The organism is Streptomyces ruber (assembly GCF_014648075.1).
Classification (GTDB): Bacteria; Actinomycetota; Actinomycetes; order Streptomycetales; family Streptomycetaceae; genus Streptomyces; species Streptomyces ruber.
The window spans coordinates 34476-53832 of the sequence record NZ_BMQK01000022.1 but is presented as its reverse complement, the minus strand read 5'-3'; the positions used below and the strand labels follow the sequence as shown (position 1 = coordinate 53832).

General features: G+C 72.4%; 19 protein-coding genes. 7 read left to right on the top strand and 12 right to left on the bottom strand.

Annotation, left to right across the window (positions count from 1 at the left end):
* Nucleotides 1–13: 13 nt before the first annotated feature.
* From IEZ04_RS30845 to pdhA, 6 genes are read right to left on the bottom strand one after another with little or no spacing between them, the layout of a single operon-like run.
* The gene (locus tag IEZ04_RS30845; RefSeq protein ID WP_189220273.1) at nucleotides 14–1114 is read right to left on the bottom strand and encodes a potassium channel family protein; all 1101 of its coding nucleotides are present in this window, start codon (nucleotides 1112–1114) and stop codon (nucleotides 14–16) included.
* 46 nt (nucleotides 1115–1160) lie between these two features.
* Nucleotides 1161–2504, bottom strand: a complete 1344-nt coding sequence (locus IEZ04_RS30840; protein ID WP_189220272.1) for a molybdopterin molybdotransferase MoeA — start codon at nucleotides 2502–2504, stop codon at nucleotides 1161–1163.
* Nucleotides 2501–3481 carry an NTP transferase domain-containing protein gene (locus tag IEZ04_RS30835; protein ID WP_189220271.1) on the bottom strand — a complete coding sequence of 327 codons (981 nt, stop codon included), beginning with the start codon at nucleotides 3479–3481 and terminating at the stop codon, nucleotides 2501–2503. Before IEZ04_RS30835 ends, IEZ04_RS30840 begins: the two co-directional genes overlap by 4 nt.
* A gap of 25 nt (nucleotides 3482–3506) precedes the next feature.
* A complete protein-coding gene (locus tag IEZ04_RS30830) occupies nucleotides 3507–4850 on the bottom strand; it encodes a dihydrolipoamide acetyltransferase family protein (RefSeq protein WP_189220270.1) in 1344 nt (447 codons plus the stop codon).
* A complete protein-coding gene (locus IEZ04_RS30825; RefSeq protein ID WP_189220269.1) occupies nucleotides 4850–5854 on the bottom strand; it encodes an alpha-ketoacid dehydrogenase subunit beta in 1005 nt (334 codons plus the stop codon). The genes IEZ04_RS30830 and IEZ04_RS30825 overlap by 1 nt, the downstream gene beginning before the upstream one ends.
* Nucleotides 5851–6993, bottom strand: a complete 1143-nt coding sequence (pdhA, locus tag IEZ04_RS30820; protein ID WP_189220268.1) for a pyruvate dehydrogenase (acetyl-transferring) E1 component subunit alpha — start codon at nucleotides 6991–6993, stop codon at nucleotides 5851–5853. The genes IEZ04_RS30825 and pdhA overlap by 4 nt, the downstream gene beginning before the upstream one ends.
* A gap of 189 nt (nucleotides 6994–7182) precedes the next feature.
* Here pdhA and IEZ04_RS30815 point away from each other — a divergent pair, with 189 nt between their 5' ends.
* Nucleotides 7183–7698, top strand: a complete 516-nt coding sequence (locus IEZ04_RS30815; RefSeq protein WP_189220314.1) for an Lrp/AsnC family transcriptional regulator — start codon at nucleotides 7183–7185, stop codon at nucleotides 7696–7698.
* A 22-nt stretch (nucleotides 7699–7720) separates the two neighbouring features.
* On the opposite strand, the gene IEZ04_RS30810 is transcribed toward IEZ04_RS30815, so the two are convergent.
* Nucleotides 7721–8311, bottom strand: a complete 591-nt coding sequence (locus tag IEZ04_RS30810; protein ID WP_189220267.1) for a TetR/AcrR family transcriptional regulator — start codon at nucleotides 8309–8311, stop codon at nucleotides 7721–7723.
* The gene (locus tag IEZ04_RS30805; RefSeq protein ID WP_189220266.1) at nucleotides 8308–9822 is read right to left on the bottom strand and encodes a 3-hydroxyacyl-CoA dehydrogenase; all 1515 of its coding nucleotides are present in this window, start codon (nucleotides 9820–9822) and stop codon (nucleotides 8308–8310) included. Before IEZ04_RS30805 ends, IEZ04_RS30810 begins: the two co-directional genes overlap by 4 nt.
* A gap of 157 nt (nucleotides 9823–9979) precedes the next feature.
* On the opposite strand from IEZ04_RS30805, the gene paaN reads away from it, so the two are divergent.
* Nucleotides 9980–11674 carry a phenylacetic acid degradation protein PaaN gene (gene paaN, locus IEZ04_RS30800; RefSeq protein WP_189220265.1) on the top strand — a complete coding sequence of 565 codons (1695 nt, stop codon included), beginning with the start codon at nucleotides 9980–9982 and terminating at the stop codon, nucleotides 11672–11674.
* Here paaN and IEZ04_RS30795 read toward each other — a convergent pair.
* Genes IEZ04_RS30795 through IEZ04_RS30785 form a run of 3 tightly spaced genes read right to left on the bottom strand, consistent with a single transcriptional unit; the run spans nucleotide 11671 to nucleotide 14499 of the window.
* Entirely contained in the window at nucleotides 11671–12426 is a 756-nt protein-coding gene (locus IEZ04_RS30795) for a TrmH family RNA methyltransferase (protein WP_189220264.1), read from the bottom strand. The two genes, paaN and IEZ04_RS30795, sit on opposite strands and share 4 nt — an antisense overlap.
* Entirely contained in the window at nucleotides 12407–13675 is a 1269-nt protein-coding gene (locus IEZ04_RS30790) for an HTTM domain-containing protein (protein ID WP_189220263.1), read from the bottom strand. Before IEZ04_RS30790 ends, IEZ04_RS30795 begins: the two co-directional genes overlap by 20 nt.
* Nucleotides 13672–14499, bottom strand: a complete 828-nt coding sequence (locus tag IEZ04_RS30785; protein WP_308429847.1) for a DUF5819 family protein — start codon at nucleotides 14497–14499, stop codon at nucleotides 13672–13674. The genes IEZ04_RS30790 and IEZ04_RS30785 overlap by 4 nt, the downstream gene beginning before the upstream one ends.
* A 605-nt stretch (nucleotides 14500–15104) precedes the next feature.
* Here IEZ04_RS30785 and paaA point away from each other — a divergent pair.
* The 5 genes from paaA to IEZ04_RS30760 are packed head-to-tail and all read left to right on the top strand — an operon-like array spanning nucleotide 15105 to nucleotide 18895.
* Nucleotides 15105–16199 carry a 1,2-phenylacetyl-CoA epoxidase subunit PaaA gene (gene paaA / locus IEZ04_RS30780; RefSeq protein WP_229821400.1) on the top strand — a complete coding sequence of 365 codons (1095 nt, stop codon included), beginning with the start codon at nucleotides 15105–15107 and terminating at the stop codon, nucleotides 16197–16199.
* Nucleotides 16196–16483, top strand: a complete 288-nt coding sequence (paaB, locus tag IEZ04_RS30775) for a 1,2-phenylacetyl-CoA epoxidase subunit PaaB (RefSeq protein WP_189220261.1) — start codon at nucleotides 16196–16198, stop codon at nucleotides 16481–16483. Before paaA ends, paaB begins: the two co-directional genes overlap by 4 nt.
* A complete protein-coding gene (gene paaC, locus IEZ04_RS30770; protein WP_189220260.1) occupies nucleotides 16480–17202 on the top strand; it encodes a 1,2-phenylacetyl-CoA epoxidase subunit PaaC in 723 nt (240 codons plus the stop codon). The genes paaB and paaC overlap by 4 nt, the downstream gene beginning before the upstream one ends.
* Complete coding sequence (gene paaD, locus IEZ04_RS30765; protein ID WP_189220259.1) at nucleotides 17196–17819, top strand: 1,2-phenylacetyl-CoA epoxidase subunit PaaD; 624 nt, start codon at nucleotides 17196–17198, stop codon at nucleotides 17817–17819. Before paaC ends, paaD begins: the two co-directional genes overlap by 7 nt.
* Nucleotides 17819–18895, top strand: coding sequence for a 2Fe-2S iron-sulfur cluster-binding protein (locus IEZ04_RS30760; RefSeq protein ID WP_189220258.1), 1077 nt, complete (start codon nucleotides 17819–17821; stop codon nucleotides 18893–18895). Before paaD ends, IEZ04_RS30760 begins: the two co-directional genes overlap by 1 nt.
* A 67-nt stretch (nucleotides 18896–18962) precedes the next feature.
* Here IEZ04_RS30760 and IEZ04_RS30755 read toward each other — a convergent pair whose 3' ends face one another.
* Nucleotides 18963–19292, bottom strand: coding sequence for a rhodanese-like domain-containing protein (locus IEZ04_RS30755; RefSeq protein ID WP_189220313.1), 330 nt, complete (start codon nucleotides 19290–19292; stop codon nucleotides 18963–18965).
* Nucleotides 19293–19357 lie beyond the last annotated feature (65 nt).

The window sequence follows — 19357 nt, the reverse complement described above, 5'->3', positions numbered from 1 at the left end:
GTCCGGCGCCGGCTCACTGGTCCTGGGGAAGCGGCCGCATGCCGGGGGCGACCTTGGTGCTCGGCGTGGCCCGGACGATGGTGATGAGCCGGTCGGTCAGATGCAGCTCACCGACGGCCGGGTCGTCGTACCCGAGCACCCGGTGCCCTCGTACGACACTCACCACGAGGTCGTCGATCTCCCGCACACCGCGTCCGACCTCGGCCTTTATGACCGGCCGCTCGACGATGTCCAGGCCGCTGCCCTGCTGGATGAGGTCCTCCATGACCATGCCGGCGGCGGGGCTGAGCACGGAGAGTCCGAGCAGCCGGCCGGCCGCGCTGGCGCTGGTGATGACCACGTCGGCACCGGACTGCTTGAGCAGCGGCGCGTTCTCCTCCTCCCGCACGGCGGCCACGATCTTCGCCGCGCGGTTGATCTGCCGGGCGGTCAGCGTCACCAGAACGGCGGTGTCGTCCCGCTGGGTGGCGATGATTATCTGGCGCGCCCTGTGCACCTCGGCCCGTCGCAGCACGTCGCTGCGGGTGGCGTCCCCTATGACCCCCGCGTACCCGTGTGCCGTGGCGGCGTCGATCGCCTTCGAGCTGGGGTCGACGACGACCACCTGCTCCTTGCTCAGGCCCGTCGCCAGGACGGTCTGCAGCGCGGACTTCCCCTTCGTCCCGAAGCCGATGACAACGGTGTGGTCCCTCAAGGCCGTCCTCCAGCGGTTGAGTCGCCATTCCTCGCGAGTTCGTTCCGTGAGGACCTCGAGCGTGGTGCCGACCAGGATGATCAGGAACATCACGCGCAGGGGCGTGACGACGAAGATGTTGGTGAACCGGGCGGAGTCACTGACCGGAGTGATGTCGCCGTATCCGGTGGTGGAGAGGGTGACGGTCGCGTAGTAGAAGGCGTCGAGCAGGTCGACGGGACCGTCGGAGTTGTCGTTGTAGCCATCGCGGTCGAGATAGACGATGAAAGCGGTCGCGACCAGCACGACCAGGGCCATCAAGAGCCGTTTGACGACCTGGCGGATGGGACGCTCGACCGTCTGTCTCGGAAGTTTCACCTGATGGGTGACGAGGTGCTCGTCCGCCTGCCGAGCTATCACGTCATGGCCCGGGAGTTTCACGTGAAACACTCCCCCGTCGAATGCACGCCGTTTCCCCTGCTCTGTTTCACGTGAAACACACCTGAATACCCGCGGTGCTCCACGGTAGTTGAAGCAGCTCCACATTTTCTCCAGGGCGCGCTCCGCCGGGTGGCACGACGGCCAGGGCCGACGCGGCGGCGATGCCGCGCAGCATGGCGGGACCGTTGTAACGCAGCGGCACGGCCCGGTCGGCGCGCACGACGACGGGGACGAGCCGTGTGTCGTACGGGTGCCCGTGCACCGCCTCCCGCACGGGCAGCGCGTACGGTTCGGGGGCCGCGCGTCCCGCGAGGATGCGCAGCAGGGGCTCGGCAAGGGTGAACAGGCCCGAGACGGCCGCCAGAGGGTTACCGGGCAGCCCGACGAGGTGCCGGCTCTCCCCGATCCGCGCCAGGAGCATGGGGTGCCCCGGGCGGACCTTGACACCGTCCACCAGGAGTTCGGCGCCGATGCGGTCGAGCGTGGGGTGGACATGGTCGACGGGGCCCGCGGCGGTGCCTCCCGTCGTGACGACCAGGTCGGCGGAGGAGGTCCGCAGGGCCTCGTGCAGGGCGTCGGCGTCGTCCCCGAGTCTGCGCACCGCCGTCACCTCGGCGCCGAGCGCTCGCAGCCAGGACGGCAGCATCGGGCCGAGCGCGTCGCGGATCAGCCCGTCGTGCGGGAGACCCTCGGTGAGCAACTCGTCGCCGAGGATCAGGACTTCGGCGCGGGGCCGGGGGAGGACGGACACCGTGTCGTAGCCGGCGGCCGCGGCGAGCCCGAGCACCACCGGTGTGATCCGTGTGCCGAGCGGCAGCAGTTGGTCGCCGTCACGGCACTCCTGGCCGCGCGACCGGATGTCCTGCCCGTGGTTGACCTCACGGGTCGCGTGCAGCCTGCCCCCCGCGTCGGTGCGGCCGTGCTCGCTGCGCAGTATGGCGGTGGTGTCCGGAGGGATGCGGGCACCGGTGGCGATGGGCGCGGCCTCGCCGTCGCCGAGGCGGTCCGGTTCCGCGTGCCCGGCCAGTACGCCCCCGTCGCGTACGGTCCACGGGCCGGGACCCGCCACCGCCCAGCCGTCCATGGCGGAGGTGTCGAAGGACGGCAGGTCGGTGAGGGCGGTGAGGGGCTCCGCGAGCACCGCGCCGAGGGCGTCGCCCAGGGCGACGGTGACCGGGGCGCGCCGCCCGGCCGAGCGGGCGGCGCGCTCGGCGAGGGCCCGTGCCTCCGGCCAGGGGGTCGTCCGGTGGCCTGGTGCCTCGGCCGCGTGCGGTGTTCCGGAGACGGATGCGGGGGCCTGCGCCGTGGCGGAGAAGGCGGGTCCGGGCCTGTTGTTGACCAAGGCGAGCGCCTCCTCCACATACAGTTCCTCGGCGTCCTGGGCGGTCATCCGGCGTCCGTGGTGGTGCCGGGTGCGGGAGCCGCCCCGGCCTCGGGCGCCGTGCCCGGAGCCGCGTCGGCGGCGGCCTCGTCGGCCCAGCGGAGCGCCAGGGCGGCGGCCTTGCGCGCGGCCTCCTCGACGGCCTCCGCTCCTCCCCCGGCGCGGGCGGCGGCGTACCCCACGAGGAACGTGGTCAGCGGGGCCGCCGGGCGGGCCACCGAGTGGGCGGCGTCCCGGGCGAGATCGAGCAGCACGCCGGTGTCGACGTCCAGGTCGATGCCCAGTTCGTCCTTGACTGCGGAAATCCATTCATCCAACACGTGACCATGCTCCCTGATGCGTGCCCGGGCGGTGATGATGTCCTCCCAGGTGTCGCAGTCGAACGACGCGACGGGGTCGGTGACGCGGGTCAGCTCCAGCGCGCCGGTGAGCCGCCGCAGGGGCAGTCCGGCCGGGCTGCCGTACTCGGTGACCAGCGCGGCCAGTTCGCGGCGCAGGGCGTCGGACCGGTAGGCGGCGACCAGGGGTTGGTCACGGCCGCCGGAGTCGCTGAGCAGTACGCCGTCGGGACCGTCACCCCGGCCCTCCTTCCCTCGAAGGGCGTCCAGCAGCCTCCCCACCGTCATCCGGCCGAGAAACGGCAGATCGGCGGAGAGCACGACGACGTACGGCGCGGTGGTGTGTTCCAGGCCCGCCGCCAGCGCGGCGAGCGGACCGCCGCCGGCCGGTTCCTCGCGCGCCCAGACCACGGGCCGCCGGGTCTCCCGGGGGTCGGCGACCACCACCGTGGTCGCGGCCCCGGAACAGGCGGCCAGTACCCGGTCGAGCAGGGCCCGGCCGCCCACGCGGACGCCGGGCTTGTCGGCGCCGCCGAGCCGCCGGGCGGCGCCCCCGGCGAGCACGACGGCGTCGAACGCGAGCCCGGTACGGCTGGACACGTCGGAGGTGCCGGGCCGTGGTCCGCCCGGAGGGTCGTACGTGGTCACCCCCCGAGTATGCGACCCGTGGGGATCACAGGGAACGCAGGAGCACCGCCGGCTGCTCGACGCAGTCCGCCACGTACCGCAGGAACCCTCCCGCCGTGCCGCCGTCGCACACCCGGTGGTCGAAGGTCAGCGAGAGTTGGACGACCTGCCGCACGGCCAGCTCGCCGCGGTGCACCCACGGCTTGGGGACGATCCGGCCGACGCCGAGCATGGCCGCCTCCGGGTGGTTGACGATCGGGGTGGACCCGTCGACTCCGAAGACGCCGTAGTTGTTCAGCGTGAAGGTCCCTCCGGTGAGCTGCGCGGGGGTCAGCGTCCCGGCCCGTGCGGCCTCCGTCAGCCGCGCGAACTCGGCGGTCAGGGACTCGGCGCTCCGCGTGTGCGCGTCCCGCACCACGGGGACGACGAGCCCGCGCCCGGTCTGCGCGGCGAATCCCAGGTGCACCTCGTCCAGCAGGACCACCTCGCGTGCCTCGGTGTCCACCGTGGAGTTGAGCTCGGGGAACCGGGTGAGCGCCGCGGTGCAGATCCGGGCCAGCACGGCCAGCAGCGACATCTTCGGCCCGTCGGCCGCGTTCATGGCCGCGCGGGCGTTCAGCAGCTCCGTGGCGTCGGCGTCCACCCAGCAGGTGGCGTCCGGGATCTCCCGCCGGCTGCGGGAGAGCTTCTCGGCGACGGCACCCCGGACGCCGCGGAGCGGGACGCGGGTGCCGGGGGCGGCGGCCGCCCCGTGCTCCACCACGGGTGCCTCGGCGGGGGCCGGGGCCGGGGCGGGGGTGGCGGCGGCGCGGAGCGCGCCCTCCACGTCGGCTCGCAGGATCAGCCCTTCGGGGCCCGACCCCGGCACGGTCCGAAGATCCAGGCCGTGCTGCCGGGCCAGGCGGCGGACGAGCGGGGAGATGACCGGCACGGGTCCGTCGGGGCGCGCCGGGGCCGCGCCCGGGGACGGCGTCCGGGGCGCCGCGGGCGAGGGCGCCGCAAGGGTCCCGGCGACCGCCGTACCGTCGGCGGGCCGCACCCGCCTGCGCCGCGCGGGGGGTGCCCCGGTGCCGTAGCCCACCAGCACGTTCCCGGAGCCGCCTCCGTCCCCGTCGGACGAGCCGCCCCGGTCCTCGCCGGACGGGGCGCCCACGGCGACCGTCAGCAGGGGCGCGCCCACCGGCAGTTCCGTGCCCTCCTCGCCGAAGCGCGCGGTGACCACGCCTCCGTACGGGCACGGCACCTCGACCATGGCCTTGGCCGTCTCGACCTCCACCACCGGCTGGTCGACGTCGACCACGTCCCCGACCCGCACCAGCCAGCGGACGATCTCCGCCTCGGTCAGCCCCTCGCCGAGGTCGGGCAGCCGGAACTCCAGCACCTGGGCCATCAGCTCTCCGCCTCCCACTGCAGGCGCCCCACGGCGTCCAGGATCCGGTCCACACCGGGCAGGTGGTACCGCTCCAGCATGGGCGGCGGATACGGGACGTCGAAGCCGGCGACGCGCAGGACGGGCGCCTCCAGGTGGTGGAAGCACCGCTCGGTCACCCGGGCTGCGATCTCGCCGCCCGGCCCGCCGAACCCGCCCGACTCGTGCACGACCACCGCCCGCCCGGTGCGCCGCACCGACGCGGTGACCGTCTCGTCGTCGAACGGCACCAGGGAACGCAGGTCGACGACCTCGAGGTCCCAGCCCTCGGCCCGTGCCGCCTCGGCCGCCTCCAGGCAGACGGGGACGGACGGCCCGTAGGTGATCAGCGTGGCGCTGCGGCCCCGGCGGCGCACCACCGCTCGCCCTATGGGCTCGACGGTCTGCGGCTCCTCGGGGTTCCAGGCGTCCTTGGACCAGTACAGCCGCTTGGGCTCCAGGAAGACGACCGGGTCGTCGGAGGCGATGGCGGCGCGCAGCAGCCCGTAGGCGTCGGCGACCGTCGCGGGCGTGACCACATGGAGCCCCGGAGTCGCCATGTAGTACGCCTCGGACGAGTCGCTGTGGTGCTCGACGCCGCCGATGCCGCCCCCGTAGGGAACGCGGACGGTGATGGGCAGGGGCATCGCCCCGCGCGTGCGGTTGCGCATGCGCGCCACGTGCGAGACGAGTTGCTCGAAGGCCGGGTAGGCGAAGGCGTCGAACTGCATCTCCACGACGGGTCGCAGCCCGTACATCGCCATGCCGACGGCCGTGCCGAGGATGCCCGCCTCGGCGAGCGGCGTGTCCGCGCAGCGGTCCTCGCCGAACTCCTCGGCGAGCCCGTCGGTGATGCGGAAGACACCACCGAGCGTGCCGACGTCCTCGCCCATGACGTGGACCGCCGGGTCGGCGGCCATGGCGTCGCGCAGCGCGCATGTGAGGGCCTGGGCCATGGTGGCGGGCTTGACGGCGACGGTGGTCATCGGCCCGCCCCCGCCGACTCGGCCTCGGCCGCCAGCTCGGCCCGTACCTGGTCCCGCTGCTCGACGAGCTGGGGGGTCGGCTCGGCGTACACGTGGGCGAACAGGTCCATGGGGTCGAGCACCGGGTCCTGGTGCATGCGCTCGCGCAGGTCCGCGGCCATCGACTCGGCGTCCTCGCGCGCGGCCCGTATCCCGTCCTCGTCGAGGAGTCCGCGCGCGGTCAGCTCCCGTTCCAGGAGCGCCACGGGGTCGTACGCACGCCAGGCCTCCACCTCGGCGTCGCCCCGGTAGCGCGTCGCGTCGTCGGCGTTGGTGTGGGCGTCGACGCGGTAGGTCACGGCCTCGATCAGCGTCGGACCGCCGCCCGCGCGCGCGTGGGCCAGCGCCTCGGTCAGGACCTGATGCACGGCGGCCGCGTCGTTGCCGTCCACCAGGCGGCCCGGCATCCCGTAGCCGACGGCCTTGTGGGCCAGGGAGGGGGCGGCGGTCTGCTTGTCCAGCGGGACGGAGATCGCGAAGCCGTTGTTCTGGACGAGGAAGACGACCGGGGCGCGCCACACGGCCGCGAAGTTCAGCGCCTCGTGGAAGTCGCCCTCACTGGTGCCGCCGTCGCCGACGAGCGCGAGCGCGACCACGTCGTCGCCCTTCAGCCGCGCGGCGTGCGCGAGCCCGACGGCGTGCGGCAACTGGGTCGCGAGCGGTGTGCTGAGCGGCGCGACGCGGTGCTCGTACGGGTCGTAGCCGGTGTGCCAGTCGCCGCGCAGGAGGGTGAGGGCCTCGACCGGGTCCACGCCGCGCGCCACGACGGCGAGCGTGTCGCGGTAGCTCGGGAAGAGCCAGTCCTGCTCCGCGAGCGCGAGCGCGGCGGCCACCTCGCAGGCCTCCTGGCCGGTGCTGGAGGGGTAGACGGCGAGCCGGCCCTGCTTGGTCAGGGCGGTCGCCTGCGCGTTGTAGCGGCGGCCGCGCACCAGCTCCGCGTACAGCCGGCGCAGCAGGGCGGGATCCGCCTCGGCGGCCGCGTCGGTGCCCAGGACGCGGTACGGGCGCGCGTCGGGCAGGAGCGGCGCGGGGTCCGTACGGGGCTGCCAGGCGGACGGCGGCGCGGGCCGGTGGGCCCCCCGCTGCTCCGTGACCGTCATGACGGCACCTCCTCGTGGGAGCGGCTTCGTCTGGCGCGCCGGATGCGATGCGCCTCCCTACCGATTGTTCGGTCGTCGGCACATTTTGGCTACAGGCACTGTCAGGCTGTGGACAAACGGTTCTCCACAGCCTGTGATGGACGCAGTACGTCCATGGTAGGGAGGCGGGGGGACATGACACCTGAACAAATGGCCGAGTCACCGGAGCCCGTCCCGCCCCTGCCGCCCCCGCGCCCGCTGGACGCGATCGACCGGGACATCCTGCAGATACTCCAGGGGGACGGCCGCGCCTCGATACGGTCCGTCGCCGAGCGCGTCCATGTCTCGCGCGCCAACGCCTACGCGCGGATCAACCGCCTCGTCGAGGACGGCGTGATCCGCGGGTTCGGCGCCCGTGTCGACCATGAGCGCGCGGGTCAAGGCACCTCCGCGTACATCACCCTGAAGATTGTCCAGAATTCCTGGCGCACGGTCCGCGAGCGGCTGAGGGTGCTGCCGGGGGCCTCCCACATCGCCCTGGTGGGCGGCGACTTCGACGTGCTGCTGCTGGTGCACACCCCGGACAACAGAGCACTGCGCGAGCTGGTGCTCACCAGACTCCAGGCCATTCCCGAAGTGCTCAGCACACGCACACTGCTGGTCTTCGAGGAGGAGGACCTGGAGCCCGAGGGCCGGCCGGGCGAGACTCCCGGCCGCCAGGGATGAGCGGGTACGTTCCTCCTCCGTCTCAGCGCTCCGCGCGCAGCCCCCCGGACACCAGCCGGACGACGGCGTCGGCGACCTCCCGCTCGCCCATGCCCCGCCCGTCCGGCCGGTACCACTCGACGATCGAGTTGATCATTCCGAAGACCAGCCGGGTGGCGAGCCGTACCTCCACGTCGGCGCGCACGTCCCCGTCGTCGGCCGCGGCCTGCAGCAGCTCGGCGACCCGGTGGTCGAACTCGCGCCGCCGCTCTAGCGCCCACCGTTCGGTGCCGGTGTTGCCCCGGACCCGCAGCAGCAGTGTCACGTAGGGCAGTTCGGCGGTCAGCACCTCGACCATGCGCCGCACCACGTACTCCAGGCGCTCCACGGCGCGCCCCACGCGCGCGTGCTCCTCGTCCAGAATTCCGAAGAGCCCGTCGAGCGCTCTGCTGACGGCGCGGCGCAGCAACTCCTCCTTGCCCGCGACATGGTGGTAGATCGACGACTTCGAGATTCCGGCGGCCTTGGAGAGGTGCTCCATGGACGTGCCGTCGTAGCCGCGTTCGTTGAAGACCCGGACGGCGACGGAGAGCAGTGTCTCCGGGGTGTACGTGTCGCGCTTGGCGGTGGTCATGCGGTGCCCTCCCGCTTCTCGGAGGCGTACGCGTGGCGGTAGAGCGCGAGGGACGGCGCGTAGCGCCCCGACGGGTCGCGCAGGTGCAGTTCGTCCAGTAGGTCGTACGCCCAGCCCCGGCCGAGCTTCCGGCTCCACTCGAACGGCCCGAGGGGGTAGCTGACGCCCAGGCACATGGCCGTGTCTACGTCCTCCTCGGTGGCCACGCCCTTGGCGACGGCGTCGTGCGCGAGGTCAATAATGCGGGCCACCGTGCGGGCCACGATCATGCCGGGCACGTCACCGATGACGCTGACGTCCTTGCCGAGCGCCTGGAACAGCCCGACGGCCTCGGAGAGGGTGCGCGGTGAGGTGTCCTGGGAGGCGGACAGGGCGATGCGGCCGGCCCTGCGGTAGTCGAGCGCCAGGTCGAAGTAGACGACGTCCCGGAACTCCACCGAGGTCTGCCCGTCGGCGAGGACCAGCTGGCCACCGCTCGGCAGCACGAGACGCGTGCCGTGGTCCTCGTCCTCCTCGCGGACGGGGATGCCCGCCTCACGGATCAGCGCGAGCACCTCGGAGGCCGGGCCCAGATCGCCCTCGGCGACGACGTACGCGGGTGCCTGGGCCGCCTCCGCGGTGTTCGGCTCGGGGCGCTCGGCGCCGTCCGCGTGGTCGTACCAGCCCCGGCCGGTCTTGCGGCCGTGGCGGCCGGACTCGACGAGCCGCCGCTGTGCCAGCGAGGGCGCGAAGCGCACGTCCCGGAAGAACGCCTCCCACACTGAGTGGGTGACCGCCTCGTTGACGTCCTGCCCGATCAGGTCGGTCAGTTCGAAGGCGCCCATCCGGAAGCCGCCCGACTCCCGCAGCACCGCGTCGATGGTGGCCGGGTCGGCGGCCTGCGCCTCGTACACCGCGAAGGCCTCGGCGTAGAACGGCCGTGCGATGCGGTTGACGATGAACCCGGGCGTGTCCGCACAGGCCACCGGGGCCTTGCCCCAGGCACGGGCCGTCTCGTACGCGCGCGTGGCCGAGGTGACGTCGGTCGCGAACCCGGAGACCACCTCGACGAGCGGCAGCAGCGGTGCCGGGTTGAAGAAGTGGAGCCCGACGAACCGGCCCGGGTGGCGCAGGACGCCGCCGATGGCCGTGACGGACAGGGACGAGGTGTTGGTGGCGAGCAGGCAGTCCTCGGCGACGACGTCCTCCAGCTCGCGGAAGAGCTCCTGCTTCACGTCGAGACGCTCGAGCACCGCCTCGACGACGATGCCGCAGTCCGCGAGTTCGGCGAGGCCGTCGGCGGGGTGCAGCCGGGCCCGTGCCGCGTCCCGGTCGGCGCCGGTGAGCCGCTCCTTCTCGACGAGCCGGTCGAGGCGGGCCCCGATCGCCTCGGCCGCCTCACGCGCGCGGCCGGGAACGGCGTCGTACAGCCGTACGGGGTTTCCCGCGACCAGCGCGACCTGGGCGATGCCCTGGCCCATGGTGCCCGTGCCGACGACGGCAACGGGGCTGCTGAGGTCGAGTGCTGTCATGTGCGCGATCCTCCCGCACGACATTGTCCACAGATGCGGCGGACCCCCTTGTACCGACCGATCGTTCGGTTACTCTAACCCCGTCGCCCGTTCCCGTCCCGGTTTCCGCCCAGTCATGAGTTCGACGGAGAGCTCATGAGACGAGGAGTTGGTCCGTATGGCCACCACCGAACTCACCGACCACGAACTCATCGCCACCCACCGGCCCACCCTCGACCAGGCCCTGGAAGCCGTCCGCACGCGCGCGTACTGGTCCCCGCACCCCGAGCACGCCAAGGCGTACGGCGAGAACGGCAGCCTGAGCGTCGCGGACGGCAAGGCGGCCTTCGACGCCCTCCTGGGCACCCGTCTCGACCTCGGCCAGCCGGGCACGGACGACTGGGTCGGCGGCGAGGTGTCGCCGTACGGCATCGAGCTGGGCGTCACGTACCCGCACGCGGACGTCGACGTGCTGCTCCCCGCCATGCGCGCGGGACAGGCCGCGTGGCGCGACGCGGGCCCGGAGCTGCGCGCCGCGGTCTGCCTGGAGATCCTCGGGCGGATCGGCGACCGTACGCACGAGCTCGCGCACGCGGTCATGCACACCAGCGGCCAGGCGTACCTGATGGCGTTCCAGGCGGGCGGCCCGCACGCGCAGGACCGCGGTCTCGAGGCGGTGGCGTACGCCTACTTCGAGCAGGTCCGCACCCCCGCCACCGCCGAGTGGACCAAGCCTCAGGGCAAGCGCGACCCGCTGGTGCTGACCAAGGAGTTCAAGCCCGTCCCCCGCGGTATCGCCCTGCTCATCGGCTGCAATACCTTCCCCACGTGGAACGGCTACCCGGGCCTCTTCGCCTCCCTGGCCACCGGGAACGCGGTGCTGGTGAAGCCCCACCCGCGCGCGGTACTGCCGCTCGCGCTCACCGTGCGCATCGCGCGCGAGGTGCTCACCGAGGCGGGCTTCGACCCGAACCTGGTGGCGCTGGCCGCCGAGCGGCCCGGTGAGGGCATCGCCAGGACGCTCGCCGTGCGCCCGGAGATCCGGATCATCGACTACACGGGCTCGACCGCCTTCGGCGACTGGCTGGAGGCGAACGCCCGCCAGGCGCAGGTGTACACGGAGAAGGCCGGCGTCAACACGGTGCTCGTGGAGTCGACCGACGACTACCGGGGCATGCTCGCCAACCTGGCCTTCTCGCTGTCCCTGTACAGCGGCCAGATGTGCACCACCCCGCAGAACCTGCTGATCCCCCGCGACGGCATCACCACGAACGAGGGCCCCAAGACGTACGACGAGGTCGTCGCCGGCCTCGCGAAGGCGGTGGACGCCCTGCTCGGGGACGACACGCGCGCGAACGCCCTGCTCGGCGCGATCGTGAACCCGGACGTCAAGGCACGTCTGGAGGCCGCGGCGGGGCTCGGCGAGGTCGCCTTCGCCTCCCGGGAGATCGCCCACCCCGACTTCCCGGAGGCGGTCGTGCGCACCCCGGTGATCGTCAAACTCGACGGCGCGAAGCCGGACGACGAGGCCGCCTACATGAGCGAGTGCTTCGGGCCGGTCTCGTTCGCCGTCGCGGTGGACTCGGCGGCCGACGCGGCGGACCTGCTGCGGCGGACGATCCGCGAGAAGGGCGCGATGACGGTCGCCGCGTACACCACCTCGCAGGACGTCGAGCGGGACGTCGAGGAGGTGTGCCTGGAGGAGGCGGCCCAGCTCTCCCTGAACCTCACGGGCGGGGTCTACGTCAACCAGACGGCCGCGTTCTCGGATTTCCACGGCTCGGGCGGCAACCCGGCGGCCAACGCGGCCCTGTGCGACGGAGCGTTCGTGGCGAACCGCTTCCGGGTGGTCGAGGTGCGCCGGCAGGCCTAGGAGGCGAGCGGTGCGCCCCCGACGGCGCTCCAGTGGAACAGCGTCATGGCCACGCTGGTGGCGAGGTTGTAGCTGGAGACCTGGGGGCGCATCGGCAGCGACACCAGGTGGTCGGTGCGGTCCCGGAGTTCCGCGGACAGCCCGCTGCGCTCGGAGCCGAAGGCGAGCACGGCGCCGTCCGGGATCTCCACCCCGCGGATGTCGGCACCCTCCGGATCCAGCGCGAAGACCGGCCCCGGCGGCAGCTCGTCCACGCCCAGCCGCTCCACGGTGGTCGCGAAGTGCAGGCCCGCCCCGCCCCGTACGACGGTGGGGTGCCAGGGGTCGAGCGTTCCGGTGGTGACCACCCCGGTCGCCCCGAAGCCCGCCGCGAGCCGGATCACGGCTCCGGCGTTGCCGAGGTTGCGCGGGTTGTCGAGGACGACCACGGGTGCGGTGCGCGGCGTGCGCGCCAGTGTCCGCAGACCGGCCTCCCTGGAGGGGCGGACCGCGAGGGCGGCGACGGCGGTGGGATGCGGGCGCGGCACCAGCGTCGCGTACGCGGTCTCCGGGACTTCCGTCAGCAGTCCGTCGAGCGTGTCCCGCACGTCCGGGGCGAGTTCGTCGGCGAGGGCGAGCGCCGCCCGCCGGTCGGTCGTGACGGCCAGCGGCACCTCGGCCCCGAAGCGCACCGCGTGCTTGAGGGCGTGGAAGCCGTCGAGCAGGACGGCGGTACCGGCGAGCCTGCGCCAGTCACGTACCGGATCGTTCATGTGCGAAGCCTACGTGCGCGGGCTCGGCCGGCCCGGGGGCCCCGGGCCGCCGCGCCCCCGGCCAGGACACCCCCCTGTCCTCGCCCTTGCCGACGTCCCTCCGGTCACGGCGCCGGAACAGTCTCTCCCGCGCGCGGGCCGCCCCCGCGCCCAGCCTGCCGAGGAAGGACGTCGGCAGGAACACCGCGTCGGCGGCGATCATCGCGAGCGAGAAGAACGGCAGCCCCAGGACGACGGCGATCGCGGCGTGCTCGATCATCATCACCGCCAGCAGGACGTTCTTGACGCGCCGGTTGAAGAGCGTGAACGGGAACGCGACCTGCACGATCACCGTTCCGTACGTCACCAGCATCACCAGGATGCCGTTGGCCGCCAGCAGCTCGGACAGGGCCGGCCAGGGCGAGAAGTAGTCGAGGTGCAGGGGGTAGTGGACCGCGGTGCCGTCCTGCCAGCGCGAGCCCTGGATCTTGTACCAGCCCGCCGTGGCGTAGATCAGACACGTCTCGGCCATGATCACCAGGAGAGCCGCGTTGTGGGCGACGTCGGCGATCAGATCGAGCAGCGACCGGAGTTCATGACCGGGTGCCCGGCGCCCGACGGACCACCACAGTCCCTGTATGGCCCACAGGCTCCAGAAGAAGCCCGCCCACCAGGCACTCAGCCAGCCGGCGAGCGACACGAGGAGCAGCGCGAAACCGAGCACGGCCCACAGGGCGGGTCCCGCTCTGTCCGGTGAGGCCCGCTCCCCACGCGCGCGTGCCGCACGCGAGCGCCGTGCCCGGCGCGCGTCCAGGGACCAGACCAGGCCGCAGCGCGTGAAGACGAGGTAGATCGCCATCAGGTGGACGACGTTGTCCCCGCCGTCCCCCATGAAGACGCTGCGGTTCTGCAGCGAGAGGACGCCGACCATGAAGAGCACGCTCATGGTGCGGGTGCGCCAGCCCAGGAGCAACAGGACGCTGGACAGCACGGCGAGTGCGTAGACGGTCTCGAACCAGGTCCGGCTGTCCGACCACATCAGGACGCTGAAGGCGCCGTTCCCCGCGATGAGCTGCTGGGCGAGGTCCCAGCTCCAGGGTCCGTCGGGCCCGTACATCTCGTGCCGGTGCGGGAACTCGCGCAGCAGGAACAACAGCCAGGTCCCCGCGAACCCGATACGGACGACGGCCGTCTGGTACGACGCCAGCGGACGGTCCGTGACACGGGCGATGCCGCGGCCGATCGCGGCGGCGAACCGGCCCGCCCTCACGTGCCCTCCCCCGTCCGGTCGTCCTCGGTCACCGTCCACCAGGGCAGCTCACGTATGAGGGGCCTGTCGGGCACCTTCTCCTCGCTCCACTCCGGCGGCGGCACAGGGGTGGTACGGGAGCGCACCTGGACACGTTCGACGGTCCCGCCCCGCCCCGGGGCGTCCTCCCGCTCGAGACGCATGACGACGACGCGGCGCAGGTACTGCTCGGACAGGTCGCCGCGCAAACCCGTCGACCGGTTCTTCTCGTCGTGCGAGGCGACGTAGAAGTCCAAGGCGCGGCGCAGCTGGTTCTGCTGGGTGTGGCTCGGCAGCAGGTTGCCCTCTATGGCCTGGCCGTCCAGCGCCGACAGGTCGTACCAGCCGGTCGTGCGGACGCCGCCGTCCGCGGTGTACACCTCGGCGCGTGCCTCCACCGCGATGTTCTGCTGCAGCGGGTTCGGCGCGAAGAGCTTCCAGTTCTGCTCGAACTCCGGGTAGATCCATGCGTCGACCGCCCGGCCGTGCTGCTTGGTGATCGTGTTCGGGGGCGCGACGTGCAGGAACACCATCCCGAGATGTACACAGGCCACCACCACGACCACCGCCAGCGCGAACACGGCAAGGATCTGGGAGGGAAGGGAGAGCCGGGCGATGCCGCCGTTCCCGGCGACGGAGGCATCGCCGACCGGCGGTGTTCCGCGGGGGGACGGGGCGTCGGAGGCCGGGACGTCGATTACCGGGATGTCCATTGCCGGGACGTCGGTGTTCGGAGAGGTGCTGGGGGTCGGATGGTCGGCTGGTGATGACGGGACGCCAGGGGCCGGACCGTCGACTGGCGGCAGGGCGTCGGAGGCCGGACCGTCGGCTGATCGTTCGGTGGCCGTCGGGACGCTCGGCGATGGCGCGTCGGCCGGTCGATCATCTGCCGCTCGGTCGTCTGCCGCTCGGTCGTGCGATGTCGGGGATTGCGCCGAGGCGTGGCCGTCGGGCGAGCGGGTCGCGGGGCCACATATGCCGGGAGCACCCGGCTCCGGGGCCGGTGACCTGCCGGAGGTGGAGCCGCCAGACGCGTTGGTCACGGACGCGGCGTCCGGGCCCCGCGAGGCGTCCGAGCCCTTGTCGTGCGCGTTCATTCCGCCCCGATCCCCGATGTCCGGTCGCTTGGCTTCTCACCGAGTCCGGGTCGTGCCCGGCCCGTCCCTGACGGCCGCGCAGCCCCTCCGCACATATGTACGTTCGCCCGACCGCGCCGCGGTGTTCGCATCGGAACGGTACTCAGACGTGACCGCCCGCGCAGCATCTGTGGACACAGCGGTCGTTTCAACACACCGCTCACACGGGTCGACGGGAGTTATCCACAGCGGTTGACACCTTACGGCGCGTCCACTCACCATGGACACAGAGCGGACCGAACGATCGGTCGGGAGCGAGAGGTCAAGGGGGACCGATGGCGACAACAGCGCACCGGACGGCCCGGACGCGGGAGGACGACCGGACGGACGGCCGGTCGGACGAGGATGTGCTCGCGTCCGCGTACGAGACGGCCTTCGACGCCGCCGTCGCGGCCGACGAGCGCATCGAGCCCCGCGACTGGATGCCCGACGCCTACCGCTCCACGCTGGTCCGGCAGATCGCACAGCACGCGCACTCCGAGATCATCGGTATGCAGCCGGAGGCCAACTGGATCACGCGCGCGCCGTCCCTGCGCCGCAAGGCGATCCTGATGGCCAAGGTCCAGGACGAGGCGGGCCACGGGCTGTACCTGTACAGCGCGGCCGAAACCCTCGGCACCAGCCGCGAAGAGCTCCTCGACAAACTGCACAGCGGCCGCCAGAAATACTCCTCGATCTTCAACTACCCCACCCTGACCTGGGCGGACGTCGGTGCGATCGGCTGGTTGGTGGACGGCGCCGCGATCACCAACCAGGTCCCGCTGTGCCGCTGCTCGTACGGCCCGTACGCACGCGCGATGGTCCGCATCTGCAAGGAGGAGTCCTTCCACCAGCGCCAGGGGTACGAGCTTCTGCTCACCCTGAGCCGCGGCACCCCCGAACAGCACGCCATGGCGCAGGACGCGGTGGACCGCTGGTGGTGGCCGTCCCTGATGATGTTCGGTCCGCCCGACGACGAGTCACAGCACTCCGCACAGTCGATGGCCTGGAAGATCAAGCGCCACTCGAACGACGAGCTGCGCCAGCGCTTCGTGGACATATGCGTCCCCCAGGCCGAGTCGCTGGGCCTCACGCTCCCCGATCCGGAGTTGAGGTGGAACGAGGAGCGGGGGCACTACGACTTCGGCCCCATCGACTGGTCGGAGTTCAAGCAGGTCCTCAAGGGCAACGGCCCCTGCAACGAACAGCGGATGAGCCGCCGCAGGCGCGCCCACGAGGAGGGCGCCTGGGTGCGGGAGGCGGCCGCGGCGTACGCGACCAAGCACAACGGAGCCGAGACCACCTCAGCCGGGGAGACCTCAGCCGGGGACACGGCAGCCGGGCGCACCGGGACCGCACACACCGGCGAGACGGGAGTGAGGCGAGCATGACGGACACCGACTGGCCCCTGTGGGAGGTCTTCGTACGCTCCCGGCGCGGCCTCTCGCACACCCACGCCGGCAGCCTGCACGCCCCGGACGCCGAGCTGGCCCTGCGCAACGCGCGCGACCTGTACACCCGCCGCGGCGAGGGCGTCTCCCTGTGGGTCGTCCCGTCCGCCGCCATCACGGCGTCCTCGCCGGACGAGAAGGACCCCTTCTTCGAACCGGCCGCCGACAAGCCGTACCGGCACCCGACGTTCTACGAGATCCCGGAGGGGGTGCGGCACCTGTGACGGCCACCACCGCCCCCCTGGCAGCCCTCGCCCTCGGTGACGACGCCCTGGTGCTCTCCCACCGGCTGGGGGAGTGGGCGGGCCACGCTCCCGTCCTCGAGGAGGAGGTCGCCCTCGCCAACATCGCGCTGGATCTCCTCGGCCAGGCCAGAGTGCTGCTGTCCATGGCCGGCGACGAGGACGAGTTGGCGTATCTGCGCGAGGAGCGCGCCTTCCGCAACCTCCAGCTCGTGGAACAGCCGAACGGCGACTTCGCCCACACCATCGCCCGCCAGCTGTACTTCTCCACGTACCAGCGGCTGCTCTACGGGCAACTGGCCGCCGGGAAGACCCGGTTCGCCGGACTGGCGGCCAAGGCCGTCAAGGAGGTCGCGTACCACCAGGACCACGCCGAGCAATGGACGCTGCGCCTCGGTGACGGGACGGACGAGAGTCATCAGCGGATGGACCGGGCGTGCGCGGCGCTGTGGCGTTTCACCGGGGAGATGTTCCAGCCGGTGGACGGCCTGGACGGGGTCGACCGGGAAGAGCTGCGGACCGCCTGGGAGGAGTCCGTGGGGCAGGTGCTCGGTCGGGCCACCCTGACGGTCCCCGAAGGGCCACGGACCGGAGCGTGGACGGCGGGTGCCGGGCGCCAGGGCGTCCACACCGAGCCCTTCGGGCGGATGCTCGCCGAGATGCAGCACCTGCACCGCAGCCACCCGGGGGCGTCATGGTGACCCCCACGACCCCATCGACTCCATCGCCCCCATCGACTCCATCGACTCCATCGCCCTCGCCGACCCCGCCGACCCCGCCGACCCCGCCGACCCTGTCGGAGGCGGAGCTGCTCCGGCTGGCCGGCTCCGTACCCGACCCCGAGCTGCCCGTGCTCACCCTGGAGGAGCTGGGCGTGCTGCGTGCGGTGCACGTCGGCTCGGCGGGGTCGGTGGAGGTCGAGCTGACACCGACGTACACGGGATGTCCCGCCGTGGAGGCCATGTCCTCCGACATAGAGCGCGTCCTGCGGGAGCATGGCGTGCGGGAGATCTCCGTCCACACGGTGCTCACGCCCGCCTGGTCGACGGACGACATCTCGCCCGAGGGACGGCGCAAGCTGCGTGAGTCCGGCATAGCACCACCACGTGCGACCCGGGCTCCGGCGCCGGCACCGGTACCGCTGACACTCGGCCCGACCCGGACGATCACCGGAGCTCCGGACACGGAGCCGCTGCGGTGCCCTCGGTGCGGGTCGGCCGACACCGAGCTGCTCAGCCGTTTCTCGTCCACCGCGTGCAAGGCGCTGCGGCGATGCCTGTCCTGCCGTGAGCCGTTCGACCACTTCAAGGAGCTGTGATGGCCCGCTTCCACACGCTCCGGGTGGCCGCGGTCGACCGCCCGACGGACGACTCCGTGGCACTCACCTTCGCGGTGCCGCCCGGTCTGCGCGAGGAGTACCGGCACACCCCCGGCCAGCACCTGGCACTGCGCCGCACCGCCGACGGCACCGACGTCCGCCGCACCTACTCGATCTGCTCCCCGGCTCCGGCGCCCGGCACCGAGGGCCCGCGGACGCTCCGGGTCGGGGTGCGGCTGGTCGAGGGCGGCGCGTTCTCCACGTACGCGCTGAAGGAGATCGCCGTCGGCGACGAGGTGGAGGTGATGACGCCCGCGGGGCGCTTCACCCTGGAGCCCGCGCCAGGGCTGTACGCGGCGGTGGTGGGCGGGAGCGGAATCACTCCCGTGCTGTCGATCGTGACGACCCTGCTGGAGCGGGAGCCGACAGCCCGGTTCTGTCTGATACGCAGCGACCGGACCTCGGCGTCGACGATGTTCCTGGAGGAGGTCGCCGACCTCAAGGACCGTTTCCCGGAGCGGTTGCAGCTGGTCACGGCGCTCTCGCGGGAGGAGCAACAGGCGGGCCTGCCGTCCGGAAGGCTCGACAGGGAGCGGCTGACCGGACTGCTCCCGGCGTTGCTGCCCGTGCGGCGGGTGGCGGGGTGGTTCCTGTGCGGGCCGTTCGGCCTGGTGCAGGAAGCGGAGCGGGCGCTGCGCGGCCTCGGGGTGCCCCGCGCCCGGATCCACGAGGAGATCTTCCACGTCGACGCCGCAACGGCGCCGGCCTCCGCCGCCCCCACCGCCACGACCGCTCCCGCACACAGCACGGTCACCGTCCGTCTCGACGGCCGTGGCGGAACCTGGCCCGTGCGGGAGCGCGAGTCCCTGCTGGACACAGTGCTGCGCAACCGTCCCGACGCGCCCTACGCCTGCAAGGGCGGAGTGTGCGGGACCTGCCGGGCCTTCCTGGTGTCGGGCGAGGTACGGATGGACCGGAACTACGCACTGGAACCGGAGGAGCTCGGAGCCGGCTATGTACTGGCCTGCCAGTCGCACCCGGCCACGGAGGAGGTGGAGCTGGACTTCGACCGGTAACCAGTAACCGGTAACCACTGATCGGTAACCGCTGATCGGTGATCTTCGATAGGTGATCGCCGACCGGTCAGAGCACGAAGCCCGACTGTCCCTTGTCGTCCACGACCGGGCGTCCGGCGGCCGCCCAGGCGTGCATGCCGCCGTCGACGTTCACGGCATCGATGCCCTGCTGGGCGAGGTACATCGTGACCTGCGCCGATCGTCCGCCGCTCCGGCAGATCACATGAACCCGGCCGTCCTGCGGCGCCGCCTCGGTGAATTCGCCGTACCGGGCCACGAACTCGCTGATGGGGATGTGCAGCGCCCCCTCGGCGTGGCCCGCCTGCCACTCGTCGTCCTCGCGGACGTCCAGCAGGAAGTCGCCGTCCTTGAGGTCCGCGACCTCCACCGTGGGCACACCAGCTCCGAAATGCATGCGTCCGACGCTACCCGACCGGCTGGCGCTACCCGACCGGCGGGCGC